Here is a 24,970-nt window from a genome sequence, read left to right as displayed (position 1 = left end):
CCACAAAAAGCGGCGGGGAGAATCATCGACTCTCCCCGCCGCATGCTTTCCAGCCTGCCTGACTCAGACAGGCGCCATCAGGCTTTTGGCTTTACTTGCTCTTGGCCACCGGCAGGTCGATGTAGGTGGTGTGCGCGGGGCTATGGTAGATGCGCTGGGTGGCCTCGATATAGTCAGACGGCTTGGCCTTGAAGATGTTCTTGACGAACTTCTGCGGGTTGCGGTCGTACAGCGGGAACCAGCTGGACTGGATCTGCACCATGATGCGGTGACCCGGCAGGAACACGTGGTCAGCGGCCGGCAGTGCAAAGCCGTAGGTCAGCGGCTTGTTCGGCGTCAGCGGCGTCGGGTGCGACAGGCTCTGGCGGAAGCGTCCGCGGAAAATATCCATGGCCACGGCCAGCTGATAGCCGCTCATGTCCTGCTCCTTGGCATCCTGCTGCGGATAGACGTCGATCAGCTTGACCACCCAGTCCGAATCGGTGCCGCTGGTGGAGGCGATCAGGTGCACCATCGGGCGTCCGCTGATGCGCACGGCATGCTTGAGCACCGGCGTTTCGTAGGTTTCCACATCCGGGCGTGCGGCGGCCGGACGCTGATCGCCGACCAGCCACTGCGGCCAGGTCTTGGTTTCCGCCGGCGGCACCGGGCGCGCACGATACGGCACCGGCGTATCCGGGTTGGAAATGTACTGGTCGTAGCCCTTGCCCTGGCCCGCCGTCGGCTCGCTGAAGCTCAAGCCATGATCGGCCTGCAGGTAGATCGGATCGTGCTGAATGGAGCAATCGCCCGGGCACGCCGGCCAGCTTGGCAGCTGCTCCCACTTGTTGGTACCGGTGACGTAGGCATTCACATGCGCCAGGTGTGCGTCGGCGCCATCACTCTTCAGATGCTGAGCCAGGAACGGCATCAGGAAGTGCTTGCGGAAATACGCCGAGGTATCGGAGCCAAACTTGATGGCACCCAGGTGCGTGCCGTGCCCGGCCTCTTCACCGTGGAACCAAGGGCCCAGCGTCAGATACAGGTTCTGGCGGTTGCCGGCCTTGGCATACAGCGCGCGATACACGGCCAGCGCGCCGTAGATATCCTCCTGATCCCACTCGCCGGCCACCAGCATGGTCGGCACGGTCAGCGGCTCCTTGGCCAGAATCTTGTCGACCGCCTGGTCCTGCCAGAACTGGTCATACGAGGAATGCTTGACCAACTTGTTCCAGAAGCCCAACTGCTCCATGCCGTGCTGCTTGGCCAGCACGCTGGGGTTACCGGCATCCAGGTACATGGTGTAGTCGTCGTGATAGTTCGACCACCACTCGTCCTTGTTGGCGCGCGTGGCCTCCTGCGAATAGATGTACGGCATCATCTGCTCGCGGAAGGCGCCATTGTGGAACCAGTCGTCGCCCTTCCAGCCATCGACCATCGGGTTTTCCGGCACCGCCGCCTTCAGCGCGGGGTTGGGATGCACCAGGCCCATCAGCGCCTCGAAGCCATCATAGGAAATACCCATGATCGCGACGCGGCCGTTGCTCTGCTTCACGTGCTTGACCAGCCAGCCGATGGTATCCGAGGCGTCGGTGGCGTCGGAGACCGGCGTCGGGTTCAGCGGACCGCGCACGTAGCGGTTCATGACGTAGTCGCCTTCCGAACCGTACTTGCCACGCACATCCTGATACACGTGGATGTAACCGGCCTTCAGGATGGCATCGTGCGATTCGCGATCGTTGCTGGCGAAATGGTCGGCGTTATAGGGCGTGCGCTCCAGCACGATACCGGCGTTGTGCGCGCCCTTGGGAATCACGATCACCGTATTGAGCTTGATGCCATCGCGCATCGGCACCTGCACCACCCGCTTGGTGTAGTCCATGGCCTTGGTCACCGGCTTGAAGTTCGCCGGTGTCTCGCTGGGCAGGTTCGGATAGTGCGAGTGCGTCGGCGGCGGCGCGGAAGGCGCAGCGACAGCCGAGCTACCCAGCGCCAGCGACACCACCGCCGACAGCAAGGACAAGGAAAAACGTGCAGAAGCCATGATGTACACCGATGGGGGACAGCCATCGAACCTAACCCGCTACACACGACCGGACATGTGCATGAAGGCATACATGAGCCAAGGCCATGTAGCCGCCGGCAGCGCGCACCCGGGTGACCACAAGGCTTGATCCATATCAAAGCGCCCCAGAGCGGGCAGTCCAGGCTCGGGTTCATCCGTACCGATCCATGACGAACGTCAATGAGGAGGGGTGCCGTGAAACGTATCAAGCTGGCGGCTTTGCTCGTCGCCGCTGTGTCGTTATGGGTTCTGCTGAGCCTGCCTGCGGGCGCCACCGTCATTTACGGCTGGCATACGGTCCAGGATGATGGGACTTATCCCGTGCCATCCCATGCAACGTTCGAAGTCACCGATGCCGCCTACCGCGCCGGCAGCATGCATTACGAATTCCTGCACTATGGCATCCCGGAAGAGGATCCCCACTCCCCCCTGCTGGGTACCGATTTCAGCGGACGACTGCTGTCGCCGAGAGCGCAAGAGGGATTCTCCTACTGGGCGATCCAGACAAATGTTCAGTTCACCACCTACTTGTCCGGCAGCATCACGGTCTTTGACCTGGACCACATCTACCAAATGACTTCCACAGCAGGGCCATCGTTTCCCCTTTGGAGCGTGAGCTATATCGCCGACAAACTCCGAACCTTGTCATCAGGACTTCTGCTCGGGAGCCAGCGGCTACTGGCAGTTGGAGTCAGGACGGACCCGATACCGGTCCCCGAGCCCAACCTGCTCGCCGCCTTCGGGCTGTTGGCCGTCGGCTTGTTGGCAACCAACGCTGCCCGACGCCGCCCCTGGCGCGGTTCAGGCGCGCATGCCATCACGTCTTTCCGAGACAGCACAACGGCCAGTGAATACCCGTCCAAACGTGGCCTGAACACGCCCCCCCCGACTGTGATCGGCTTGCTTGAAGTCATGCCTCACCCCCGAGGAGGATGGGAACCTCTCGCAAACGCTGGAGGACTGACCATGTCAGACACCAAGCATCCTTACCGTGTGAATCGCTTCACTGATCGCGGAAAGCACAGGGGCGAGGGCTACACGCTGGAAATCGAGCGCCTGGAGACGGAGCCGGGTGGTGTCGCCATCTTCAATCTCAAGGGGATCGAGTGGCGCGGCGGTAAGCAGCTGGCGCGCTTTGAACGCTCCCACATGGCCAACTCCGAGAGTTTGGCACTTTATACTTCCCACAAAATCGCGCGCGAGCGCATCGATCAAAAACTGCTCGGACGCTGACCCGCATCGGACGGGAAACTCAAGACAAGAGGCCGCCGGTCGCGACCGGCGGCCTTTTTCGTTGTGCTCGTGCCCCCGGCAGAAACTCCGGCAATGGCAGCTTGATCGGTCTCCGGTTTACCTCCAATCGGCTCAGGGCGACCTCATCGTACCCACCGCCCGATCGATCTCCGCCACGTCGGCACTCTGGCGCTGGGTGGACGCGGCAATGCGCCGGATGTGATCACTCACATTAACCGACGACAGCAGAATATCCTCCATGGCCTGGCGCGCCTGGGCGGCATGACCCGTGCATTGCGTCAACGCATCGGCGACGTGCTCGATGACCTGGCGAATCTGTGTCGCGGACTGACCGCTGCGGGTGGCCAGCTCGCGTACTTCCTTGGCAACCACGGCAAAACCCTGTCCCAGCGCACCGGCATGAGCCGCTTCGACCGTGGCGTTCAACGCCAGCAGGTTGGTCTGAAAGGAAATGCCATTGATGGTGCTGACCATCTCATTCATGTCCTTGGCGTGTTGGTTGATCGCCGAGATGGCCTTGTCCAACTCGGCAACGGTGTGACTGCCCATCTTGGCCCGTTCGCTGGCGCTGGAAGCCAGACTGGCCGCCTCCATCGACTGCTCGGCGATGCTTGGTATCGCTGCGGACAGATCCCCCAGTGCCTTGGACATGCACATCGATGCCCGGGTGCGCGCGGTGACATCCGTGGCGTACTTCACCACTTTCACCGGACGACCGGCGGCATCAAGGATGGGGTTGTAAGTGGCCTGTATCCACAGCTCGGAGCCGTCCTTGCGAAGACGCTTGAACAGCGCCTCTCGGTATTCGCCCTTGCGCAAGTGGGCCCAGAAATCGGCGTACGCCTGCGACTGATGCTCTGACCCAGGCACGAAGATGCGGTGGTGGGCACCAACGATCTCCTCCAGCGCATAACCGGTGGCGCGCAGGAAGTTCTCATTGGCATCCAGAATAATGCCGTTCAGGTCAAACGTGATGACAGCCTGGGAACGGTCGATGGCGGCAAGACGCCCGCGCATGTCCGCCTGTCTCAGCAGATTATCGGTGACATCGACGGCGTGCTTGACCACTCCCACCACACGCCCTCGCCGATCGAAAAGCGGACTGTACGTGCCCTGGATCCAAACCTCACGCCCTGCCTTGGTGTAGCGCTTGTAAACGCCTTGCTTGAACTGGCCATGGGCCAGATCGGCCCAGAACGCACGATACTCGTCCGTCTCGGCGTGATGGCCGACAAACATGCGGTGGTGATGTCCGATCACCTCATGGCGCGCATAGCCGAACAGCTGAAGAAAGTCGTCATTGACGCGCCGAATGGTGCCATCCGCGTGGAAGTCGATCACCGCCTGCCCACGGACCAGGGCCTCCCGGTAACGATGTTCGGCAGATCCAAGCTTCGACGCAATGGAACGGAAAAACTCAACGGCACTAAGCATTGGACGCGGGAACTCCATTCCGGCCACACCTGCCTCTTGCAGGCTATATGCACCTTCGGCACCTGCCTGATCAAGCTTTAGGTCCTCGAACCTATTCCTCAAGGATTGCTTTCAAATACGTGAATCACGTCTCAGGATCACGCCACCAGGCTGACCTCCACCAGTGCCTGGGCCAGCACCGGTTTCATCGCGCTCCCTCACTTATAGCGCCCCGCCGTGGCCGTCAGCGGCCATCGCATCCACATCAAGTGCGCGACAAACGGTTCAACGGCTATGTCAGTGGCCTTCTTCCCGCCAATGCCAACTCCACCTCGCCTTGAAGATGGTTTCGTTGCCAGACGCGTGCGGTCATCACATGGCGGGCGCCGTTGCCCTTCGACTCCATCACGACCATGGCGGTGACGGTTCCATTGGTCACCCCGGTTCCCGCTGAAAGCCGCACGCCAACATCATGGCTGGACGCCCCAAAGCCATGTGCGCTCACGAAGCGATGCACATGGCCACCTCAGAGTCCGCCCTTTCCAATGCGGGGCGGCTGGAGCCAGTGCAACCGCGACGGAGCGGGTCGTATCTACGATGTCGCACGGTCACTACCCGCCATCGTTTGCAGGTATCCGTGGCGTCTTCGCGCTCGGATCTGCATGGTTTTGTCGTCCACCTTGCGCCTATGCAGCGCCAGCGGCGGGCGATCCGGACCGGCACCACTCCCCAGCCGGAGTGACGCCATGAACAGGCAGACCATCGTCCTTGCGCTTGCCCTCGCCAGCCTCGGCTGCGCCAGTACGCCGGCTCAGGACGGCTCGGCCTCAATCCCGACTTCAAAATCCTCACCCTGCCATTGGCCACTTTCCTGCCAGCGGAACGTGAATTGCAGCCGGGAGGCTTTGCCTTTGGCAAGCGCAGGGATGGTCGCAACATGTCCGAACTGCCAGTCGCTGGAGGCCACATCCTGGATGTCCCGCCAGCCATCGACGCCCCAGTGCAAGGTGAAAGGCGCATCCAGCAACACGCGCAGCTCCTGACCGGCGCCAATGACACTGGGCCGTTGCTGAAATCGCCAGAGACGGAAGCCCGGTTGCGGACGTTGCCCCTGATAGCGTGCCCAGGTCGCCGCTGGTCGATCCACCGGATAACCCAGAACACGGCTGTGACACAATTTGATGAACTCCGCGTGCGCCCAGACCAATGGCATCGCCGAACCGCTGGGCTGCCCCGGATACAGCCCCCGGTCCGGGATGGGAGCGTCGTCCCAGACCTGCTCGGGCAGCAAACCGCCAGCGCCAGTCATCCGCGCCATGGTCTCGATGTACGGCAACACGTCATCCCCGGCCGCTGCCGCGTAATGACCGCGCTCACCGACCAGCAAAGGCCATCCCCGACCGATGCCGGTGCCGTCGAAGGGCGCACCATCAACATGCTCGCCATAACCGTCTCCCGTATATCGATGCCAGACCGCCCCGCATGGTGTGTCGGTCTTTAGCAATCCGTCCATCACCTTTATCGAATCGACAACGGCCGGGGCATCCGCGGCACGCAGGCCATAGCGAACCAACTGCAGAAAATCCGTTCCCACCTGCTGGTCGGCCGATAAATGGGGATCTTCCGCGCGATTCTTGATCAGCAGCCATTCGTCCTTGGCCGCCTCGTTGAGCAGCACGCCGGCCGGGCTGATGCGCATGTAATATCCGCGCGCACCATGTCGAGCGGCCAGCGCGCTGCCATCCACGAAGGTCCAATCCTCCAGGCGCGCATTCCAGTCATCGGCCACCATCAGCGCACATGCCCTGGCCTCGCCCTGCAGAAACTGGCTGCCCTCCACCAGGGCCGCAATCACCACGGCCAGCGTGAAGGTATTGACGCCACTGTCTTCCTCCCAGCGGTCCTGCACAGTGGCAGGTCCATGCGCAATGATGAACTTCAGTGCCCGCCAGATCATGTCATGCACGGCCACGTCGGCAAGCGCGCCCTGCCCGCTCAGCGCCGCCGCCAGCAACACCGGAAAGGCCGTCTCGTCCAGCTGTACGCCCTGCCAGAATGGCTTTCCACCCAGCCATTGATTCTGTAGCCAGTGGCCATCGGCCTGTTGCGTGCTGATGAGATAACTCAGAACATCGCGTGCCTGCTGCACGGCGCCGACCGCCAGAAGCGCGCCGGCCGATTCCACCAGATCCCTGGACCACACCAGGTGATACCCGCCGCGGCTGTCGCTGGCCTCGCCCCAGGGGATGGAAAGACTGGCCACCATGGCCCCCGGAAACGTCCGATCCTCGTGGCAGCGAAGTACCAGGCCCGAGCGCCGGTAAAGCAGCCTTGCCGGCTCGCTCAACGCCTGCAGCACCGGCTCGGGCGGAAGGCACTGGTGACGCCATGCATGCCACTCCCGGCGGTAGGCATCGCTCACCGGGGCAAAGCCCTCTGTCAGCGAAGACCACGCCAGCGTGGCCGCCGACTCCTTGCTGGTGCTCAGGCCCAGGGCAATCGTGCCACGACGAGGCAACTCCCCGCCCATGGCCAGTTCACCAGGTCCGGCATGCTCGTAGTGCGCGCGCATGCGGCCGTGCAGGTGAAAGTCCTGCCACAGATCGCTGGCGCCCACCTCGCCGACCGAGCTGCGGCCGAGTGCGCAGCTTCCTTCCGCATCACGGCAAGCCAGGGCCAGTCCGAACGGTCCCTGCTCGGCCCACAGCACGCGTCTGCCAGCCCACGCCCCAACCCATGCCAGGTTATTGGCGGCATCCTCACCAAGCCGTGCAGCGCATAGCAGATAGGGGCGAAGTGCCGGATCCCCTTCCAGCACATAGTCCACCAGCAACACATCGCGCCGGGGGTCCACGCATACCTGCATCGAGAAGGTAAACCGGTCGCAGTGGTGCCGCACCGACGGCAAAGGCACGTCAGCATCCTGGAACGATATCTCGGCCTCAGGCCGTGCCTTGAGCTCCCGCCAGTAGCCGTTGTCATCAGCGACGATGAAGCCCAGATCGCGGACCTGCGGAATATCGATGCGCGGATAATAGACTTCAGTGACAATGCCCGAGCCCACGGTGAACCATAGTCGGGAAGTGCCTAGCGCCGTGCCCACGCCATCCTTTCGCGCCGTCGACCAGACGGGGTGGCGCCAAGAGGCCCGGGGTGCCTGATCGGACATTGCACGTACTCCTCGATGCGCGGCCCGCCCGCGGTGGTCGACGCGCTGTCCGCACGCTGGAACCATACACCGCGGCTGGCTCACAACGCATCACCGAAAACGATGCTGACCACGCACAGACAGCCGCCTTTGCGGCACCTCCCGCGGTGGCCGCGTGTTTCCCCTCATGTCTGGGCTGGACGTCTGCCGCACACAGCTGGCGGCAGAATGCGCCCTGAGCCGCTGGAGCGGAGCGCAGGCCTCGACGCACACCAACCTTGTCGAGCAGGTCCAGGCGTTCAACTACGCTGAAGGGGCAGGCATCGGGTCCATCTTCGCGTGCGCTTGCCGCCGCAGGATACGGACTATCCGCTTGTAGACGACATTGGTCAGCAGCTCCCGATCACCGCCGGTGGTGCTCACGAACTCGACCACGACCGTGTCGATGTCGCGGTGATAGCGCGCAATGCTGTGGTAGCCCGGTAGCCAGCCGGCATGTCCGTATTCATAGACCGAGGCATAAAGAGCCCGCTCCTCGGGGTCGAACAGACTGCCATCGTTCAGAGCCCGCACGAAGACTCCGACATCACGCGCCGTAGCCACCATCGAACCGCCGGGCGTTTCAAAGTCCAGCGTTTTCAGGTCCGCGTCGATCCCGTGCTGATGGCCACTGGCCAGGTCGGCGGGGTTCACATCGCGCAGCGAACCATAGGTGTGGTTCAACCCCAGCGGCTTTAGCAACTCTTGCTGGATATAGCGTTGGTGGCTGTAACCCAGTGCCCGGTCGAGGATGGCGCCGATCAGCAGGTAGTTGGTGTTGGAGTAACGGCGACGCTCACCCGGCGCAAAGTCGGCCGGCTTGTCCAGTACCAGTTTCAGATTGTCGTTGGAATCGGCCTGTCGCCGCGCCCAATCGAAACCGTCAGCGTCGACGAAATTGGGAATGCCACTGCGATGCTGCAGCAGCATGCGCAAAGTGATGCGATCGGCGTTGGCAATGTGGCCGGCCAGTTCCGGCAGCCGCTGGGCCAGCGTGTCATCCAGCGAAAGGACATGCCGGTGCACCAACTTGACCGTCGCCGCGGCGATGTACAGCTTGCTGATACTGGCGATCTTGAAAAGCGCGTGCGGATCGGCCGGCACCCGATGCGCGGCATCCTTCCAGCCAGCCGCGTATAGCCGGGGTGCCCTGCCACCCTGATCGACATACACGATGACGCCATCCAGCCCATCGTGCACGGCGTCATCGACCTGCTGCTGAACGCTATCGGGTAACGGCGACAACCAGGCCTTGATGCCCGCCCACGGTGGCAGCGTCACGATGCACACCAGTGCCACCAGAGGCATGACAACGCGCAGGATGCGGATGATGCGTTTCTTGTCGACGTTCATTCGGCGGCTTCCGTGCATCGGCACGCATCATCGCCAGACTTGGCGGAAACCTGAGCATACATGCTGGAGGTGGCGGTCCGGGGACTCAGGTGGCCGCGTCGCGCCGACCGGCCGTTGATAGCCCCGCGGCAAGAAAGCATTGGACCACCTCGGGCCGCATCGGATCGCAGCAATGACGTGTCAGCACGTCGTCCTCACGCAACGTGGAATGCACCCGCGCGACGGTGAACACACAGCCACCGTCGCGCTTCCATACCTTCGGTAAACGCTATCTGGTCAGGAACTGCCTGCGAGCAGCTCATCGAGCTGCGCAAACTGCTCGGGCAAGCCTTCGGCCGAACCGGCGAGAGCTTCTTCCAGGGCCGCAGTGGTGGGATAGCGTTCGTGGAAGGTCACCTGCGTCTTGCCGGCGCGTTCCTGGAACGTCACCGTGGTCACGGCGCCCTCGCCGCTTTCCTCGTTCGTCCAGACGATACGCTCATTCGGCGTCACCTCCTGGTACGTGCCGAAGAACGCCATCGGCTCTTCGCTCATCGGATGGCGAAACACCAGCCGGTACGTGCCCCCGGTGCGAACATCCATGTCGCACGACAGTAGCGTCAGGCTCACCGACTTCGGGACCCACCAACGCGCGAACAGTTCGGCTCGGCTCCAGGCCTCGAAAACGATGTGCACCGGGGCGTTGAACGTTCGCGTCACGACAAGTTCGCGGTCGGACTTGCGTTCCACGACGGTGCGGTTCGTGGCAGCGGAACTACCTTCTTTTGCGACTGGCATGTGCCTTCTCCTTCCGGTTCAAGTCTTCAACAACCTCATCCAGCGCGTCGAAACGCGCGCTCCAGAGCTGGCGGTGTTGCTCGATCCACGCCGCCTCTTCTTCCAGCCGGCGCGGTCCCAGCCGGCAGGTTCGTACACGCCCGACCTTTTCCGTGGTCACAAGCCCCGCCTGCTCCAGGACACTGACATGCTTCTTCATGCCCGTCAGGGTCATCTGGAACCGCTGGGCAAGATCAGTAATCGAGGCGTCTGAACGTCCCAGTTGCTCCAGCACACCGCGCCGGGTGACATCGGAGAGCGCGGCGAAGGTTGTGTCGAGACGGGCCTTATACTGAACCATATGGTTCACTGTATAGGCGCCATCAGCCGCGTGCAAGAAGATTTCGAAAACGCCCCCGGCGCTAATCAGCACCGCAAACGACGAGACACCGGTATCTCCCAGCCACGCCAAGGGCCATAAGGAAAGACAAACCGGAAATCATGAGAAGACTCGCCCCACGGCACCCGGCCTGAACTTGCCCCACGGCAATAAGCCACCGGGCACCGGAGGAAGGTTCCGTCGGCGCCAGTGACGTCGACGCCATCTCACCGCATCAATCTGCGCTGTGGGTGGATTCCTTCGCGGCCTGGGCGCGGTAGGCCGCCATGATCGCCGACAGCAGCCCCGGAAAGCGCTGCTCGATCTCCGCGCAGCGCGTGGTATTGCGCATTTCCACGCCCTGCCGCTCGCTGCGGATCAGGCCGGCCTCGCGCAGCGTGCGGAAATGCTGCGACAGCGTCGACTTGGGGATGGCGCGGTCGCTCACCTGCTGGAACGTCGAGCACGTCTGCGCACAGCCCGCATCGACCATGCCCAGGTAAATCGCCGTGCGCACCGGGTCGGAAAGGGCATGCAGAATGCCCTCCACGGTGACATCGTCGATGGACGGGTGAACCAGCGGTTTCATAAGGGAAAGCGTAGCAAGCCTTGATTTACAGTTCTATAGTTCATAATTTACGAACTTCGGAACAACAACCTCTCATCCGCCACAGGAAATCCCCATGAACACGCTTGAAGGCAAAGTCGCCGTCGTCACCGGCGCATCCAAGGGCATCGGCGCGGCCATCGCCCGCTCACTGGCCGCGGCCGGCGCATCGGTTGTGGTCAACTACGCGTCCAGCAAGGCTGGTGCCGATGCCGTGGTCGCGGACATCGAAGCGGGCGGTGGCAAGGCCGTCGCCGTCAAGGGCGACGTGTCCAACGCCGCCCAGGCCAAGGGTATTGTCGACGCCGCCGTGGACACGTTCGGCAGGCTGGACGTGCTGGTCAACAACTCCGGCGTGTACGCATTCGGCGCCCTGGCCGACATCACCGCCGAGGAATTCCACCGCCAGTTCAACATCAACGTGCTGGGCCTGCTGCAAGTGACCCAGGCCGCCGCCGCGCACATGCACGACGGTGGCAGCATCATCAACATCGGTTCGGTGGTGTCGCGCTCGGTGCCGGCGGCCAGCGCCGTCTATACGGGTACCAAGGGAGCGGTGGACGCCATCACCGGCGTGCTGTCGCAGGAGCTGGGACCGCGCCAGATCCGCGTCAATGCCGTGAACCCCGGCATGGTGGAAACCGAGGGCACACACACGGCCGGTTTCATCGGCTCGGAGATGCAGACAGGCATCGTCTCGCAAACCCCGCTTGGCCGCCTCGGCCAACCACAGGACATCGCCTCGATCGTCACCTTCCTGGCATCGGATGCATCCTACTGGCTCACCGGTGAAAAGATTTTCGCCGGCGGCGGTCTGCGCTGACCCGGTAACCCGCAACAACGACCGGCGCGCGCCAACGCGTGCCGGTCGCACCACGCCGCGTACCCACGGCAGCGCCAACGCTAATACACGCTGAGCTTGGGTACGCACGCGCCAGCAAAGGGCCTTCCCTGGCCAGAACCTGCAGACACCCAGCTCCACAAGGGCGGACACGAGCCGCCCAGTCGGTTCGCTCCAACCCCAGAGCGCCCCATGACCACTCCTGGGTGCACCGAAAAGCTTGGGCATCAATTCAGAACGATGCCCATGCGTCTGCGTCGGTGCCTGCACTCTCATGGTCGCGGGAACGATGGCCGCTCTGATGTGAGTGACTGAGCATCCGTCCGTGCGCCATACCTCTCTCCCCATGCGCCGCAGTCGGCGTTGCCGTCCGCGCCATGTCGGACGCATCGACGGCGCGACGGCGGGAGGTCTCGTGCCCTTCACCTGCCGCGAGGGTGTCACTGGTACGGAAGAAGGCGACCTGCTCAATCAGCCGGTTGGCCTGTTCCTCCATGGAGCGGCTGGCGGCGGCCGCCTGCTCGACCAGCGCCGCGTTTTGCTGCGTGGTCTCGTCCATGCGCATGACCGAGGTATTGACCTCGTCAATACCGGTCGACTGCTGCTGACTGGCCGCGGCAATCTCGGCGACGATCTCCGTGACCTTCTTGACGCTTTCGACAATCTCGGAGAGCACTTCGCCACTCTCGCCAACCAGCTCACCGCCGACCTTCACCTTGGCCACGCTATGGGTGATCAGCTCCTTGATCTCCTTGGCCGCGGCAGCGCTTCGCTGCGCCAGGCCGCGTACTTCCGAGGCCACCACGGCAAAGCCTCGTCCCTGATCGCCAGCGCGCGCGGCCTCCACCGCTGCATTGAGCGCCAGCAGGTTGGTCTGGAAGGCGATTTCGTCGATCAACCCCACGATATCGGCAATATGCCGGCTGGAAGTGCTGATGTCTTCCATGGCCGATATCGCCCGCGAGACCACCTCTCCGCCACGTTCGGCATGTGTACGAGCACCGGTGGCCAATTGGCTGGCAGCACTTACGCTGTCGGAGTTCTGTTTGACTGTCGCGGTCATTTCTTCCATGGCCGACGCAGTCTCCTCCAGGCTGGCCGCCTGGGACTGGGTACGCTGACTCAAGTCATCGTTGCCCAGGGCAATCTGACGCGCCGATTCACTCACCGACGCCGAGCTCTCGCGCACCTCGCCGACAATCCGACTGAGTGTCAGGTCCATCTGCCTGAGGCTGCGCAGCAATTGGGCGAATTCGTCGTGCCCTTCCACATCGACCGAGTTGCCAAGACGGCCTGCCGTAATCGCTTGCGCCAAACCGGCGGCGCGAAACAGCGGGCGAATGATCATCCTGATCAAACCGAACGCGATGAGCGCAAAAACGACCAGTCCCGCCACCAGCAGCACGGCTTGGGCCACACGGGTGTCGCTGTAGACAACCGTCGCCGCACCCTTGGCACGGTTGGCTTCATCCACATTGATATCCACCAGGCTATCAAGAGCACCGATAACCACTGGATAAAGCGTGCGCAGTTCGCTACGGGCCAGGGCTACCGCGCCCGCTCGATCGCCGCTCTGAAACACCGCCAAAACGCGGTCTTGCGCCGCCTCGTAGGCCGATTGAGCCGTAAGGTACTTCTTGGCCTTCGCCAACTCCGCCGGGTCGGTGACACGCTCCGGATAATAGCCCGCCCAGGCCTTGGAACGGGCGTTATCGTGAGTCTGGAAAGTCTGCGCGAGCGTCGTGATGTCGGCCTTTGGGTCAATTTCCGCCACCAGGATCGCATCGCGATTGCCAGCCACATGCTTGCGCACCTCGCTGAGCAAGCGCAGGGGCATGACGTTGGAATTGTAAATGCCCTCAATCTGACTATTGAGCCGATGAGACGCCCAAAACGCGGTCCCACCGATGGCCACAAGAACGACCGCGCAGGCCGCCATGGCCAGGCTGATCTTGTACTTAACACTCAGTCTGAGCTTGAGCATAAAGCTCCCCCCGATTTTATAAGGACACCCTTGGCGGCTATAGCTGCCTGCATCGCCGGCTCGTCCTTGATCTCTCCAGGGGAGATGGCCCCCGCAACCATCGGCTGTGCGGGAAGGGCCTAATCGACTTATCGGCCGAACATCCAGGAAGTTTAGGCATTTCGTAAGGTTTCGGTAATATCTGGGATGAAATCCCAAACCGCAGCGATGCGCTGAAACACGAACCTGACAAGGCGCCGCCCCTTCATGGCCAACGCATGCACGCCCAGAGGGCCCGCAGCACCACCGGCAAGCAGCACGGCGTAAAGCGACCGGCTTCACGTCTAAACCTACGCGGCTCGGTCGACGGTCTTGCGCGGACATAGATATGAGACGCATTCTTGAATGGAGTGATATCCGCAGACATGAAGTCCCGCGATGAACACGTCCTACTCCAAAAGCGCCCTGGTATACCGGCAGGTTAAATGCCACCTTCGATCAGGGCACTACGCTCCTGGCCAACGCATTGATCCGGCCATGCTCGCCACCCAGTTCCGTACCAGTCCCACGCCAGTCCGGTTCGCGTTGTACCGCCTGGTGGGCGAAGGTCTGGTCGCCGACCATGCCCGCGGTGGACTACAGGTACCGTTGCTCAATGAAGTCGCCCTGCGCGACCTGTACGACTGGATGGAACGCCTGCTGCTGATGGCCTGCGACAGGAACCTGGCGTCGGCTGAGCACAGGCACGGCACGTCGGATGCAACGCTCAACGGTGACATGGCCAAACGGACATGGCAGCTGTTCGATGCGATGGCCCGCGCGACCATGCATGACTCCTTGCAGCGCGCCATTTGCCACGCCAACGACCGCCTGGCGCCCGTGCGCCGTGCCAAGCAAAGCCTGGTCAAGCAAACCCAGGACGAACTGTCGCAGCTGATGACCTGCTGGCAGAAGAGCGATATACCTGCCTTGAAGTCTGCGCTCCGGGACTATCACGAGCATCGCAAAAAGCTGGTTCCCTGCATTGTGAGCCTGCTCAGTGAGCGTGCAGAAGACCTTCACTAAAGGCTCTCATCGCCTGCTGGAGAAGCGGTATCGGCTTGCCCCCCTGGGGCTGGAACAATTCAAGCCAGGCTCTAACAAGAGCCCGAAAGATCGCCTTGCTTCGGCGCCCATCGAAGCCGGCTTGACTATCCATAGCCGCGCAATCCCATGGCGCGAGACGTTCGCCCGACATAATCGAGCTCGCAGCGCGCGGCCTGATCGCTGACACTGAACTCGCGCCCGATCATACGCATCATGGAACGGGAAATCGGAGGATCGCCGCTTTTACGCGCGATGGACCAGATTGCATCCATCATGCGACCAAGCGTCGATGCCATGCCGTAGGAGATTGAACGCACGTGCTCGATGGACCTGCCCTGGATGCTGGCGAGCGAGGCAACAAACTGGCGAAACGTCAGTGGCTCTTGATCGGTGATGAAAAAGGCGCGCCCACCCTCGCCGTGCTGCAGAGCACATTGGACCGCTTCGACCACATTGTCGACATGGCAGGTGTCGAAGGCATAGTCACCTCGGTCGACGAAGGCAAACCGTCCAGAGTCGATGGCCTGAGGTAGCGCCCGGCTAAATGGGTCACCAGGGCCCCATAACGCCGGCGGACGAAGCGCCAGCGTGCGGAAACCTGGCATGTTGGCCATCAACACCATCGATTCCGCCTGTGCCTTGCTTGCCAGGTAAGCCGAGAAATGGTCCGGGAATGTCGCTGCCTGCTCATCGGCACCATGCACGGGCGTGCCAGCTTCATCCATGATGATGCCTGCCGCACTGATGTAGATGAAAACCTTCGCGCCGGCCTCCTTGGCCCATGCCAGCAACCTGCCGGTACCGTCCACATTGGTACGGAAAAACGGTTCGCGCGGTCCGGAAAACCGAAACAGTGCCGCTGCATGCACGACAGCATCAATCGCCGGGAGCGATGGTGGCCCCGTGCTCGCAAGGTCGCCATCGACCGGGGAGGCGCCCAATGCCCGCAGCGGCCCATGAGACGCCGATGAGCGAGTCAGGGCAATCACCTGGTGGCCCGCTTGTGCAAGTTGCCGGATCAAGTAGCCACCAAGAAAACCGGTGCCTCCCGTGACAAGAATACGCATGGCGATCAGCCCTCCGATACAGCAGCTGGAACCAGGATGGCGCTCAATGCGTTTGCGCAAATGGCCTCGAGAACGCCCTTGGTGGGTGGCTCGGTGCCACGCAGTTGGGCCGTTACATACAGTTGCGACGCAGCGTTCGCCGACGCCCACATCAGGTCAGCGGCAACCTCGACTTCAAGTGCAAGCCGCCCCTCATCTTGAATGGTTGAAATGCGCTCGAGCAGAAGCGCGAACGCCTGCTGGGCCGCCGGAATCTGGGCGCCCTGAAGGACACGACTCATCATCGCGGCATAGATGCGAGGACGCGCCGCAGCGAAGCGGACGTAGTCATCCCAACCCTCTCGCAGGGCAACGACCGGATCGCTGGACTTCGCTGCCGCTTTCTTGCTGGCCAGAAACTGGGAGAACGCCTCCGTCATCGCTGCGCTCAACAGCCCATCAGCACTCCCGTAGTGGTGATAGAGCGTGGGGGCGGTGACCTTGGCCAAGTGACAAACGGCACGCGTCGAGAACCGAGCCTCGCCTTCGTTCTCGAGCACCTTCAAAGCAGCAGTAAGCAAAGCGGCACGCATGTTCATGCATGAACTATAGCGGCGATACAATCAGCCGTATAGCGATGATATATAAATTGCAGTCGCCACTTGTGCTTCGAATGATCGCCGGAACCCCACTGTCAGTGTCCGCTCGACTCCATTCTGGGCCGGTGACTCAAACCAGACGGGATGCTCACTCGTTGATGACAACCGCGTGGGTTCGGCAGCCAACTTCCTCGCTCTGAAAGCCTGCAACGACGGTTGAACGCATCACGACTTCAGCTGTGACGGGCGTCACACTGCGTAAATAATTATCAGATAATTAATTGATAATTAAAATATTTGCTTCCTACGTTGCCCTCGCCATGGAGCCGCGACGACGCCAACAGTAGGAGACTGATATGAACGCCCACCAAGACACCCGCACCCAGGCGTCGGAAGACGTGATCGAACTCGGCTTGGCCAGCGTCGATACCCAGGGCGGCCTCGGTAACGATGAGGCCATCGGTGGCACCCAGGTCATGGGTATTTCCGAAAGCTGACCCCTTGGGACGCGTCACTGGGCGCGTCCCTTTTTCCTGGGCCACGACGATGATCGGCTATCTGGGTGAAGACCTTTCGTTCTGCCAACTGGACGGTCGACTGTTTGTCCTCGACATCCGGAAGGACCGATATTTTCAGCGGTGCCAGGCGCTGAAACGTCAGTTGCGCGATTACCTGGACACCCCCAACCGAACGGACGTCGATGGAACGGACGTCGATGTCGCTCCACTGATCGAGCGTGGTGTGTTCTCCCCCGAGGTGCCCACCTCGTGCGCCACCACCAAGACCATGGCGCCCAGGCATGGCGCGCTTGAAGTGCCCAACGCCGACATCCCAGCTTCGGTCCCGGCGGCAAGCCAGGGGTTTCTCAGCGTCGCGGCGATACGCAGGCAACTGAACACGCGGCCCCTGAAGTCCATTCTCACGACCTTGAGCGGCTACCGGCAGCGGAACGCTTTACCACCCGGCGACGATGATGCCCGCTACCACCAGCGCCCGCTGGAAGCGTCCATGCAATGCCATCGCGGGCGTCCTTTCGTGCCCATCCCCACGCGCCGCCTGATCGACCCGCTGGCGATGGTCCGCTTTCTCGCCGCCCACGGCCTGCACGCTCGGCTCGTGTTGAGCATCGCTGCCGATCCATTCTCCGCCCACGCATGGGTTCAACACGGCTCATGGGTGTTGAACGGAGCCCTGGGCACCACGCAAGCCCACGTCCCGACCCAGGTGATCTGATGAGCCACCGCTATATCGCCTTGACCGCCAAGGCTTTCGGAGAACAATACGTCAGCACACTGGCCACCCAGCGCATGAGTTATCGGGGACAGGTTGGCCACATGATGGTGTTCGCCGCCAGAGAAGCACCCGTAATGACGCTGCCCGGCGGTGGCCTGCTGCTCGGCGAACTTTATGACAGGCACGGACGCCCCGTGGTGAATCCCATGGACCTGCCCGCCGCGCCAACACCCGCCAGGTTCCGGCAGCAACTGCTTGAGCAGCTCTGGGGCAAATACCTGTTGTTTCAGCCGGTCGAGTCCAGCTCCGGGGGCTTCACCGTGATGCGCGATCCATCGGGGGGCCTGGCGTGCGTCTATGACCTTGCGCAGGGTCATGGATTCATCACTGGCGACCTGGCGCTGGCATCTGGCCTTGGTCTGTACCGGGACTGCATCGACGAGGAATTCGTGCGACACAACGTACGCCATCCGCACATGAAGATCTCCCGCACCGGCCTTGTCGACGTGCGTGAATTGCTGCCGGGGTGTCTGCTTGCGGTCGATGCAGGAAATACCGCCACCCACCTTGCCTGGTCACCGTGGCAATTCGTCGCCGAAACGCAGCGGCAAACCGACCCTACCTAGGCCGCGCTCATGCTGCGGGAGGCCATCACAACAGCCGTCCAGGCCAAGGCCGAAACCGATCGCCACGTGCTACTGGAGCTTTCCGGCGGGCTGGATTCGTCGATTGTTGGAGGCTGCCTGTTGGATGTGGATAACCCAGGGCCAAAACCTCGCCACGGCGAGGGCCGCCTGTTCGACTTGTGCATGATCGAGATCTGGGTGCGCAATCACGCCTGACCCGGCCTGCGCTTTTCGCACCAAGGAACGGCCATCCATACGCAGCGCCTTGCGGTAAGACGGATTTCCTAATCTTTTATATTTTTTATGTATGAATGGAACTCCATATATCTTACAAATATCTATTTATTCAATGACTTCCCTGCTTAAGCTGATCATTCATCCCGCCTTCGCCTGCAAAACCGAGATTTCCTGCTAACAAGCCTTTTATGAGCGTGATGCTTGATTCGACCCTGGGCCCATTGACCCAGGAAAGATCATGAAAAGCATGTTCGATTCGATCACCCAGGACTGGACGCACCGCGTGCTTCAGACCATGGCCGACTGCCTGGACCCGGCACCTCCCGTGAGGCGTCCTGGCTTGGCTGAGGCACTGACGTCGGCCGTCCGCTGGGAGGGATGCCCTCGTGCCAATCAGATGGACCGGTCCATTGAATCCGGGCGCTTACACCGCCTGCCGCTGGCCGACCCGGCAGACACCGGATACAGCGTGCTGCTGATCGTCTGGCCCGCCGGCTACACCACGCCCATCCACGATCATGACGGACTATGGGGCATCGAACTGGTGCTCGATGGCGTGCTGGAAGTGACCTCCTATCAGCTCACCACGTCGGCACAACCTCAGTTGGTGCACAAAGACACCACTGTGCTCGGCATCGGCGACCACACCATGTTCAGTGGGGCCGACTACGCGCATCAATGCCGCAACGCATCCCTGCACCGGACCGCGCTGTCGCTGCATGTCTACGGCGGCGATCTGCAGCGCTACCAAGTATTCCAAAAGGACACTCGCGGCCACTGGACCACGGGTACGCCATCGGCGCTGAGCGAACACACGTTCGCCTGAGCCAGGGTTTTCAGCACAAGCGCCGTTGCCCATGAGGGCGACGTGTCCGCGACCGAACATGAGAGTCAAACCATGTACAACATCGCGATCATCGGCGGTGGCGCGGCCGGCTCGGCCGTATTTGGTGAACTGCTGCAGGCCACCGCCGTCGGCACGGTGCATTGGGTCACCGGCGGTCAGGCCACCGGCCGTGGTATTGCCTACGCCACAGACAACGAGCAGCATCTTCTCAACGTACGCGCCTCGGGCATGGGCCTGTTCGCCGAGCACGAAGAGCAATTCCTGCAACATGCCATGCGCCACCGCGCGGGCGTGTCCGGCGCGGACTTCCTGCCCCGTGGGCTGTTTGGTGACTTCATCGAAGCGCAGATACAGGGGCGGATGGAAGAGGCGCGGATCCGCGGACGGCATTTCCAGGTGCACGAACCATCGGCCGAACGTATCCAGGCCTTGCCGGATGGTTCCCTGGTGGTGCAGCTGGCCTCAGGCCATCGTATCCAGGCGCATTCGGTGGTACTGGCCCTGGGCGCCCTGTCGCCGCGCCCGCTGCGGGCCGTGACGCAGCGAGCCTTGGCAAGTGGACGCTACGTCGTCGACCCATGGCGCCCGCCTGAGCTTGAAAACGCGCCCCGCCGCTATGTGGTGATCGGCACGGGTTTGACCGCCGTCGACACCCTGCTGTCGGCCGCATCGCGCTGGCCGCACGCCGAGCTTGTAGCGGTGTCCCGGCACGGCCAGCTGCCGTTTCGGCACCCTGTCGAGCCGCTGGCGCCATGCCCACACCAGGCCCGGCTCAACGCCAGGTTGCTGGCCTGCCATGGCCCGTTGGCGATGCTGCGCCAGTTTCGCCGAGCCATGCACGAAGCCCCCACCAGTGACTGGCGCAGCCTCCTTGATGGCATGCGGCCCATCAACGCGCGTCTGTGGCAGTCGATGACGCTGGAGCAACGCAGGCAGTTCCTGCATCGCCTGCGCTGGTTGTGGGAAGCCGGCCGCCATCGCATGGCGCCGGGCTCGGCTGATGCCATCCAGCGATTGATCGACAACAAGCGCCTGCAAGTGCATGCGGCGCGCGTGCTCAAGGTGGATGGCGAGGACAACCTTCAGGTCCACGTGCGCCACCGAGCCACGCAGGTTCACAGCACACTGCCAGCAGATGTCGTAGTCCAGGCCACCGGGCTTGATACCACGGTGGGCTATACGCGCCACCCGCTGCTGTCGCAGCTCATCGAGGACGGCCTGGTCCGTGCCGATCCCCTGCAGCTGGGCTTGGCCGCGCTACCCAACGGGGCGCTGATAAACGCCCAGGGCCGCGCGATGGGCCGGCTGTATGCCATCGGGTCGCTGCTGCGCGGTTCCCAATGGGAGTGCACGGCCATGCCGGAGATCCGCGTGGCCGCGAAAGCGTTGGCGGGCGCGCTGCAATCGGGCCAGAGCCAAGACACCGTAAACCCACCGCACTTGGCAGGTGACGCATCGCCTGCGTAGTCACCACGCCATAGCTCAGGAACATGACGACAGCATCCGTGCGCCACCGGCATAGGCGGATGGAACGCCCACGCCCGCTTATTCCACACGCTGGCGCATCATTCGCCAGCGTGCATATTGCGTCCGCCTGGAAGGCGCCGGGTCCTCGCAGCCATGCAGCCAGAACCGGCACCCATCCCGGTTCCGTTGGTACACCGCCAGCTTGTGCCGAGACCGAAACTTGTTGCGTGGCTAATCGGGAAACACGTACAGGTCCGCGCGATGGTTGGGCATCAGCGGGATGGCATAGCCAAGCGAGAACATGTATTCCTGCTCCGGAAGCGGCATCAGCATCGGGCGTGAATCCTGTCCAGATTCAAGGTGGGTGAAACACGCTTTTGGTATCTCCGCCGACGGAAAAGTGCAGATGTCACTGACGGCCGCGTCAGCGAAGGCCTACATACGCGACGCCGTTTCAAACCCACACTTGCAAAGCCGCCGAGTCAGGTCTGATCCGACAGCGCGTCAGGCTCACGCCGACACATACGTCAGGCCAGCAGGCCGATGACGCGGTCTCCTTCTTGTGCCTGGTCCAGGTCGCCCGCCGATACCCGCTTGCCATTGCCGGCAAACGGCATGTGCCTGGCCGCCGGACGGCACCGGCCATGCCAGCGCGCAGGTGCTGGAGCGCCGCAAGTCCGCCGCCGTCAGCCTTACCGTGCTGACCTCGGGTAAATCGAAAACATACGGTAGGAACAGGCAGCTCGGACGCGCCGACGGTGTGGCCATGCCGCACCATGCATCTGGCAGAACGGGGTCAGGTTCACTTCTGGCCACAGCCCAGGGGCGCATTGACCGGCATGGATTGCGGCGGCGTCAGGCGACGGCCGCCTCGGTTAATCCGAGACGTACCTGCAAATGTGGCCAGCATCCAGCCCGGCGGGCCCTGCAATGCAGGAAGTCCGGCCAATGCCTTGATCCCCGGTTGGAAACAAACATTGACCCCAATCAATACTCGCGCGACCTGAACCGGCCAGCGTCCCCTTGTCAGCACACGCATCGTCGTGAAGGCAGCCCGGAGGACGCCATGAAGATGACACGCATTGCGACGCTTCTCAGCGCCGCAGCATTGCTGCTCGGTTCAATGAACCCGAAAGCCGACGCCTCGGTGATCTATACGTGGCAGCCAGTGAACGACAAGGTGCCAAACACGGCGCCAGATGGGGCCTGCTGTGCTTTCGACCTGTGGCTGGAAGTAACGGACGAAGCGTTCAAAGCGGGCAGCATGAACTACAGCTACTACGGGTATCCCAATCCAGGGGCGCCCATCATCGCCTTTTTTTCATCGACCGCTTTGATGACACCGCCGTCTGGAAATCACCAGCCATGGACATGGGAACTGGAAACAGATGTCCAGTTCGGCGAGTACCTGACAGGCGGCATGTACGTCAATGATGGCCAAGTCAGTTACTACATGGGAGGTCGCAACCAGCTGTGGACAGTCCGTGACTTCCGTGCGGACGACCCTTCATGGGGGTGTTACGACGAAGGCTGTTCCGGCGCCACCGGATACTGGGTGACTGACTCGGTGCCACCACCGGTGCCAGTCCCCGAGCCCGACCTATTCCCCGCGTTGGCACTTCTGGCAGCCGGTCTTCTGGGGGTGGATACGGCGCGGCGCAAGAGAACGGGGACAGGTTCACTTTCCCGCGCAGCCTTAAGGTGAACAAACGCAAGTGAACCCGCCCCCGTTTGGAAAGCCATGAGTGCGGTACGGAGCTTCGGATGGAAAATGCACGCTGCTGCGCTTTTACTCGCGCATCAACTCAACCCCAACGTGCCCGGACGAACCGGCGAATTTCCGCCTCGAGCTCCTGGTCCTCGGGCGTCCCGCCCATGAAGCCGCCGTGGGGCATGGCTTCAAAAACATGAAGCTCGGTTGCTACGCCAGCCTTGTGCAACGCGCGATGCATGCGGACGGTGTTCGACAGAAACAGGTCACGTGTGCCTGTCTGCAGAAATGCTGGCGGAAAGCCACGCAGATCACCGAACAACGGTGACAGGTAGGGATCGGCAAGATTCGCGCCGCCTGCGTAAAGCAGGTTGTTGGACATGAGTGGGCGAGGCAACACGAGGTCTACCATCTGGTTGGTCTGAAAGCTGTCCCCTGCTTCGGTCAGATCCACTTCGGGTGACAGCAACACCAGGCCGGCAGGCATCGGCAAGCCTTCATCCTTCGCCCGCAGCAGCATGGCAGCCGCAAGGTTTCCGCCTGCCGATCGCCCGCAAATGACAACGCGCTCGGACGCATGGCGATCAAGAACGAAGCGATACGAAGCCATGCAATCGTCGAGGGCAGCCGGATAAGGATGCTCAGGGGGCATCCGGTAATCGACGCCGTAGCAGCGCACGCCGTGCAGGTCGGCCGCCCGGCGCGCGCCCACGCGACAAGCCTCTCCGCCACCAACCACCAAGGCGCCGCCATGAAGATCGATCACGGCAGCGCTTTCATCAATAGGAGCCTGCGGCGTCGCGATGTGGATCGTTGCCTGTTCGACAGCGACGGTTTCGAGCGCGGAGTGCAGATTCCCCGCCAATCCTTTAACCGCCTCGGCATAGTGCGCCTCCGCCGCTGCCTTCATCGCCATCCACCCCGCGAAGTCATCCGGAGAGGGCATCTCGTGGCGTGCATTCAGTGGCTGCCCGGACTCATCGACAAGACGCGACAAGGCCGCTCTGGCTTCGGCGCTTATGGACTGGGGAGCGGCTATCGTTCGCTCGGGGATCTTTGCGCAGCGCTCGGGTTCGCTCATTTTTCCTGCTCTGTCTTTTTATAGGTCAGCTATCTTCGCAGCCGCGAAACACTGTGTCAGGTCCACTCTCCCGCGCTAATCCACCGGGTGTGCGCCTGGGCAAGACATGCGAGAACGGGGGCAGGTTCTCTTTCCCGCGCAGCCCTACGATGAACAGGCGCAAGTGAACCCGCCCCGTTTTGACGCTGCAACACGTTTGCGCACCTGGTCGTCAAAACCCTCGGGGCGGTTTACGCCTGAAGGCAGGTCACCTGATCAGTCCATTCCCCGGTCGGTCACCGCCACGCTACGAATCGCCTCGACCACCGCCTGCGGTTGCTCACGCTCGATGTTGTGCCCGGTGGCCACATAGCGATGCGTGCCGCGCGAGAACGTGGCAAATAGCGCGGCATGCTCCGCCTTCCATAGCGCCTTGCCCCGCGAGGTCTCCTCGAACACGAAAGGCTTGTCAGCCACGCGGGTCGAGGTCAGCAGCGCGACCGGAACATCGGGCATGATGCGTGCGCGGGTAGCGTCCGGGCTTTCCAGTTGGGCCACCAGAATGCGGTAGTCGGCTGCCATCTTCGGCGGCAGCATGGCCAGCAGCGCCTTGTCGTCGGCCAGCACACGGGCGCGATCGGCCTTTAGGGTGTCGTGCCGCTGCCCCCAGGTTGCCGGGTCGACCAATACCAGCCCCTGCAGGCGCTGCGGATGACGGCGTGCGTATTCGGTCGCCAGCAGCCCGCCATAGGAATGGCCGACCAGCACCACCCTGCCCTTGGGCACGAGCGTATCGATCACGGCAGAGAGGTCTGCAACGTGCTCCTTGATGGTCTTGGCCTTGCCGTCCGTGCCGGACCTGCCTAGCCCGGCGCGAGCATACGCGATGCAACGGCACTGCGCGCCGAGGTCGGTGATCACGTCCTTCCACACCCCCGGGCCCTGCCCAAAGCCGGACTCGAAGACCACTACCACTGGCCCATCGCCCTGCACCTGCGCCTGCAGCGTGTATGCCCCGCGGTCCACCGGCACGTCGCCGGCGTGCACCGCAGTGGCCATCAGCAAGACCGACGCCACCAGCCACGCTCGTGCTACCAATCGCTTACCCATGTCATGCCCCTTCCCAAGATGCCCGGCCAGGCCGGTGATGCGCCGACGCTTGTGCGCCGCGTGTACTGACCGCGCCCGCGAAAGCCACACGCCACCACGCCGTGTGTCGCCATCTGCGTGCGCGCATCAGTGTTGGTATGCTAGTGATGTA

Annotated in this window: 23 protein-coding genes; 10 read left to right on the top strand and 13 right to left on the bottom strand. The window is 62.5% G+C overall.

The genetic code is table 11. The annotated features are described in order from the left end of the window. Window positions 1-91: 91 nt before the first annotated feature. Entirely contained in the window at window positions 92-2,023 is a 1,932-nt protein-coding gene (locus tag HBF24_RS02280; protein WP_167168282.1) for a CocE/NonD family hydrolase, read from the bottom strand. 216 nt (window positions 2,024-2,239) lie between these two features. Here HBF24_RS02280 and HBF24_RS02275 point away from each other — a divergent pair, with 216 nt between their 5' ends. After that, window positions 2,240-3,277: a hypothetical protein gene (locus HBF24_RS02275; RefSeq protein WP_167168279.1), complete on the top strand. Its 1,038-nt coding sequence runs from the start codon at window positions 2,240-2,242 to the stop codon at window positions 3,275-3,277. 132 nt (window positions 3,278-3,409) lie between these two features. On the opposite strand, the gene HBF24_RS02270 is transcribed toward HBF24_RS02275, so the two are convergent. From HBF24_RS02270 to HBF24_RS02240, 7 genes are all read right to left on the bottom strand, one after another. Next, window positions 3,410-4,732: a PAS domain-containing methyl-accepting chemotaxis protein gene (locus HBF24_RS02270; protein ID WP_167168276.1), complete on the bottom strand. Its 1,323-nt coding sequence runs from the start codon at window positions 4,730-4,732 to the stop codon at window positions 3,410-3,412. A 271-nt stretch (window positions 4,733-5,003) separates the two neighbouring features. Then, window positions 5,004-5,228: a hypothetical protein gene (locus HBF24_RS02265; protein ID WP_167168273.1), complete on the bottom strand. Its 225-nt coding sequence runs from the start codon at window positions 5,226-5,228 to the stop codon at window positions 5,004-5,006. 294 nt (window positions 5,229-5,522) lie between these two features. Next, the gene (locus HBF24_RS02260; RefSeq protein WP_167168270.1) at window positions 5,523-7,880 is read right to left on the bottom strand and encodes a glycoside hydrolase family 15 protein; all 2,358 of its coding nucleotides are present in this window, start codon (window positions 7,878-7,880) and stop codon (window positions 5,523-5,525) included. A gap of 282 nt (window positions 7,881-8,162) precedes the next feature. Continuing rightward, window positions 8,163-9,251 carry a serine hydrolase domain-containing protein gene (locus HBF24_RS02255; RefSeq protein WP_167168267.1) on the bottom strand — a complete coding sequence of 363 codons (1,089 nt, stop codon included), beginning with the start codon at window positions 9,249-9,251 and terminating at the stop codon, window positions 8,163-8,165. Between the two features lie 276 nt (window positions 9,252-9,527). Further along, window positions 9,528-10,028, bottom strand: a complete 501-nt coding sequence (locus HBF24_RS02250) for an SRPBCC family protein (RefSeq protein WP_167168264.1) — start codon at window positions 10,026-10,028, stop codon at window positions 9,528-9,530. After that, on the bottom strand, window positions 10,006-10,368 hold the full coding sequence (locus tag HBF24_RS02245; RefSeq protein ID WP_167168261.1) for a metalloregulator ArsR/SmtB family transcription factor: 363 nt from the start codon (window positions 10,366-10,368) through the stop codon (window positions 10,006-10,008). Before HBF24_RS02245 ends, HBF24_RS02250 begins: the two co-directional genes overlap by 23 nt. A gap of 253 nt (window positions 10,369-10,621) precedes the next feature. Next, on the bottom strand, window positions 10,622-10,975 hold the full coding sequence (locus HBF24_RS02240) for a helix-turn-helix domain-containing protein (RefSeq protein ID WP_167168258.1): 354 nt from the start codon (window positions 10,973-10,975) through the stop codon (window positions 10,622-10,624). 94 nt (window positions 10,976-11,069) lie between these two features. Here HBF24_RS02240 and HBF24_RS02235 point away from each other — a divergent pair, with 94 nt between their 5' ends. Then, a complete protein-coding gene (locus HBF24_RS02235; RefSeq protein WP_167168255.1) occupies window positions 11,070-11,816 on the top strand; it encodes a glucose 1-dehydrogenase in 747 nt (248 codons plus the stop codon). Window positions 11,817-12,066: 250 nt separating this feature from the next. Here HBF24_RS02235 and HBF24_RS02230 read toward each other — a convergent pair whose 3' ends face one another. Beyond that, a complete protein-coding gene (locus HBF24_RS02230) occupies window positions 12,067-13,818 on the bottom strand; it encodes a methyl-accepting chemotaxis protein (protein WP_167168252.1) in 1,752 nt (583 codons plus the stop codon). A gap of 417 nt (window positions 13,819-14,235) precedes the next feature. Here HBF24_RS02230 and HBF24_RS02225 point away from each other — a divergent pair, with 417 nt between their 5' ends. Next, complete coding sequence (locus HBF24_RS02225) at window positions 14,236-14,862, top strand: GntR family transcriptional regulator (protein WP_167168250.1); 627 nt, start codon at window positions 14,236-14,238, stop codon at window positions 14,860-14,862. Between the two features lie 125 nt (window positions 14,863-14,987). On the opposite strand, the gene HBF24_RS02220 is transcribed toward HBF24_RS02225, so the two are convergent. Together HBF24_RS02220 and HBF24_RS02215 are read right to left on the bottom strand one after the other, a co-directional pair. Further along, window positions 14,988-15,950: an NAD-dependent epimerase/dehydratase family protein gene (locus tag HBF24_RS02220; protein ID WP_167168247.1), complete on the bottom strand. Its 963-nt coding sequence runs from the start codon at window positions 15,948-15,950 to the stop codon at window positions 14,988-14,990. A gap of 5 nt (window positions 15,951-15,955) precedes the next feature. Further along, window positions 15,956-16,528 carry a TetR/AcrR family transcriptional regulator gene (locus HBF24_RS02215; protein ID WP_167168244.1) on the bottom strand — a complete coding sequence of 191 codons (573 nt, stop codon included), beginning with the start codon at window positions 16,526-16,528 and terminating at the stop codon, window positions 15,956-15,958. Between the two features lie 356 nt (window positions 16,529-16,884). On the opposite strand from HBF24_RS02215, the gene HBF24_RS02210 reads away from it, so the two are divergent. The 7 genes from HBF24_RS02210 to HBF24_RS02180 all read left to right on the top strand — a co-directional run bounded on the left by HBF24_RS02210 (window position 16,885) and on the right by HBF24_RS02180 (window position 22,643). Continuing rightward, on the top strand, window positions 16,885-17,025 hold the full coding sequence (locus tag HBF24_RS02210) for a benenodin family lasso peptide (RefSeq protein WP_167168241.1): 141 nt from the start codon (window positions 16,885-16,887) through the stop codon (window positions 17,023-17,025). 49 nt (window positions 17,026-17,074) lie between these two features. Beyond that, a complete protein-coding gene (locus HBF24_RS02205; protein ID WP_167168238.1) occupies window positions 17,075-17,761 on the top strand; it encodes a lasso peptide biosynthesis B2 protein in 687 nt (228 codons plus the stop codon). Beyond that, window positions 17,761-18,387 carry a hypothetical protein gene (locus HBF24_RS02200; RefSeq protein ID WP_167168236.1) on the top strand — a complete coding sequence of 209 codons (627 nt, stop codon included), beginning with the start codon at window positions 17,761-17,763 and terminating at the stop codon, window positions 18,385-18,387. The genes HBF24_RS02205 and HBF24_RS02200 overlap by 1 nt, the downstream gene beginning before the upstream one ends. Before the next feature lie 9 nt (window positions 18,388-18,396). Continuing rightward, window positions 18,397-18,603, top strand: a complete 207-nt coding sequence (locus tag HBF24_RS02195) for an asparagine synthase-related protein (RefSeq protein WP_167168233.1) — start codon at window positions 18,397-18,399, stop codon at window positions 18,601-18,603. A 259-nt stretch (window positions 18,604-18,862) separates the two neighbouring features. Beyond that, window positions 18,863-19,450 (top strand): cysteine dioxygenase family protein, encoded by a 588-nt coding sequence (locus tag HBF24_RS02190; protein WP_167168230.1) that lies wholly within the window; start codon window positions 18,863-18,865, stop codon window positions 19,448-19,450. Window positions 19,451-19,522: 72 nt separating this feature from the next. Next, entirely contained in the window at window positions 19,523-20,938 is a 1,416-nt protein-coding gene (locus tag HBF24_RS02185; RefSeq protein ID WP_167168227.1) for an FAD/NAD(P)-binding protein, read from the top strand. Between the two features lie 1,066 nt (window positions 20,939-22,004). Continuing rightward, on the top strand, window positions 22,005-22,643 hold the full coding sequence (locus tag HBF24_RS02180) for a hypothetical protein (RefSeq protein WP_167168224.1): 639 nt from the start codon (window positions 22,005-22,007) through the stop codon (window positions 22,641-22,643). Between the two features lie 100 nt (window positions 22,644-22,743). On the opposite strand, the gene HBF24_RS02175 is transcribed toward HBF24_RS02180, so the two are convergent. Both HBF24_RS02175 and HBF24_RS02170 read right to left on the bottom strand, forming a co-directional pair. Further along, window positions 22,744-23,730 (bottom strand): alpha/beta hydrolase, encoded by a 987-nt coding sequence (locus HBF24_RS02175; RefSeq protein ID WP_167168222.1) that lies wholly within the window; start codon window positions 23,728-23,730, stop codon window positions 22,744-22,746. Between the two features lie 255 nt (window positions 23,731-23,985). Beyond that, the gene (locus tag HBF24_RS02170; RefSeq protein WP_167168219.1) at window positions 23,986-24,819 is read right to left on the bottom strand and encodes an alpha/beta fold hydrolase; all 834 of its coding nucleotides are present in this window, start codon (window positions 24,817-24,819) and stop codon (window positions 23,986-23,988) included. Between the last annotated feature and the right edge of the window lie 151 nt (window positions 24,820-24,970).

This window comes from Oleiagrimonas sp. C23AA (genome assembly GCF_011759385.1).
Taxonomy (GTDB): Bacteria; Pseudomonadota; Gammaproteobacteria; order Xanthomonadales; family Rhodanobacteraceae; genus Oleiagrimonas.
Note: the sequence above shows the minus strand (reverse complement) of the source record. Positions and strands in the feature narration are given on the sequence as shown.

Excerpts from the sequence above, each read along its gene's own strand:
- HBF24_RS02270 (WP_167168276.1), bottom strand. The coding sequence starts at position 4,732 with ATGCTTAGTGCCGTTGAGTTTTTCCGTTCCATTGCGTCGAAGCTTGGA.
- HBF24_RS02245 (WP_167168261.1), bottom strand. The coding sequence starts at position 10,368 with ATGGTTCAGTATAAGGCCCGTCTCGACACAACCTTCGCCGCGCTCTCC.
- HBF24_RS02220 (WP_167168247.1), bottom strand. The coding sequence starts at position 15,950 with ATGCGTATTCTTGTCACGGGAGGCACCGGTTTTCTTGGTGGCTACTTG.
- HBF24_RS02255 (WP_167168267.1), bottom strand. The coding sequence starts at position 9,251 with ATGAACGTCGACAAGAAACGCATCATCCGCATCCTGCGCGTTGTCATG.
- HBF24_RS02235 (WP_167168255.1), top strand. The coding sequence starts at position 11,070 with ATGAACACGCTTGAAGGCAAAGTCGCCGTCGTCACCGGCGCATCCAAG.
- HBF24_RS02230 (WP_167168252.1), bottom strand. The coding sequence starts at position 13,818 with ATGCTCAAGCTCAGACTGAGTGTTAAGTACAAGATCAGCCTGGCCATG.
- HBF24_RS02280 (WP_167168282.1), bottom strand. The coding sequence starts at position 2,023 with ATGGCTTCTGCACGTTTTTCCTTGTCCTTGCTGTCGGCGGTGGTGTCG.
- HBF24_RS02205 (WP_167168238.1), top strand. The coding sequence starts at position 17,075 with ATGATCGGCTATCTGGGTGAAGACCTTTCGTTCTGCCAACTGGACGGT.
- HBF24_RS02210 (WP_167168241.1), top strand. The coding sequence starts at position 16,885 with ATGAACGCCCACCAAGACACCCGCACCCAGGCGTCGGAAGACGTGATC.
- HBF24_RS02170 (WP_167168219.1), bottom strand. The coding sequence starts at position 24,819 with ATGGGTAAGCGATTGGTAGCACGAGCGTGGCTGGTGGCGTCGGTCTTG.
- HBF24_RS02195 (WP_167168233.1), top strand. The coding sequence starts at position 18,397 with ATGCTGCGGGAGGCCATCACAACAGCCGTCCAGGCCAAGGCCGAAACC.
- HBF24_RS02240 (WP_167168258.1), bottom strand. The coding sequence starts at position 10,975 with ATGAAACCGCTGGTTCACCCGTCCATCGACGATGTCACCGTGGAGGGC.
- HBF24_RS02175 (WP_167168222.1), bottom strand. The coding sequence starts at position 23,730 with ATGAGCGAACCCGAGCGCTGCGCAAAGATCCCCGAGCGAACGATAGCC.
- HBF24_RS02225 (WP_167168250.1), top strand. The coding sequence starts at position 14,236 with ATGAACACGTCCTACTCCAAAAGCGCCCTGGTATACCGGCAGGTTAAA.
- HBF24_RS02190 (WP_167168230.1), top strand. The coding sequence starts at position 18,863 with ATGAAAAGCATGTTCGATTCGATCACCCAGGACTGGACGCACCGCGTG.
- HBF24_RS02250 (WP_167168264.1), bottom strand. The coding sequence starts at position 10,028 with ATGCCAGTCGCAAAAGAAGGTAGTTCCGCTGCCACGAACCGCACCGTC.
- HBF24_RS02200 (WP_167168236.1), top strand. The coding sequence starts at position 17,761 with ATGAGCCACCGCTATATCGCCTTGACCGCCAAGGCTTTCGGAGAACAA.
- HBF24_RS02185 (WP_167168227.1), top strand. The coding sequence starts at position 19,523 with ATGTACAACATCGCGATCATCGGCGGTGGCGCGGCCGGCTCGGCCGTA.
- HBF24_RS02180 (WP_167168224.1), top strand. The coding sequence starts at position 22,005 with ATGAAGATGACACGCATTGCGACGCTTCTCAGCGCCGCAGCATTGCTG.
- HBF24_RS02260 (WP_167168270.1), bottom strand. The coding sequence starts at position 7,880 with ATGTCCGATCAGGCACCCCGGGCCTCTTGGCGCCACCCCGTCTGGTCG.
- HBF24_RS02215 (WP_167168244.1), bottom strand. The coding sequence starts at position 16,528 with ATGAACATGCGTGCCGCTTTGCTTACTGCTGCTTTGAAGGTGCTCGAG.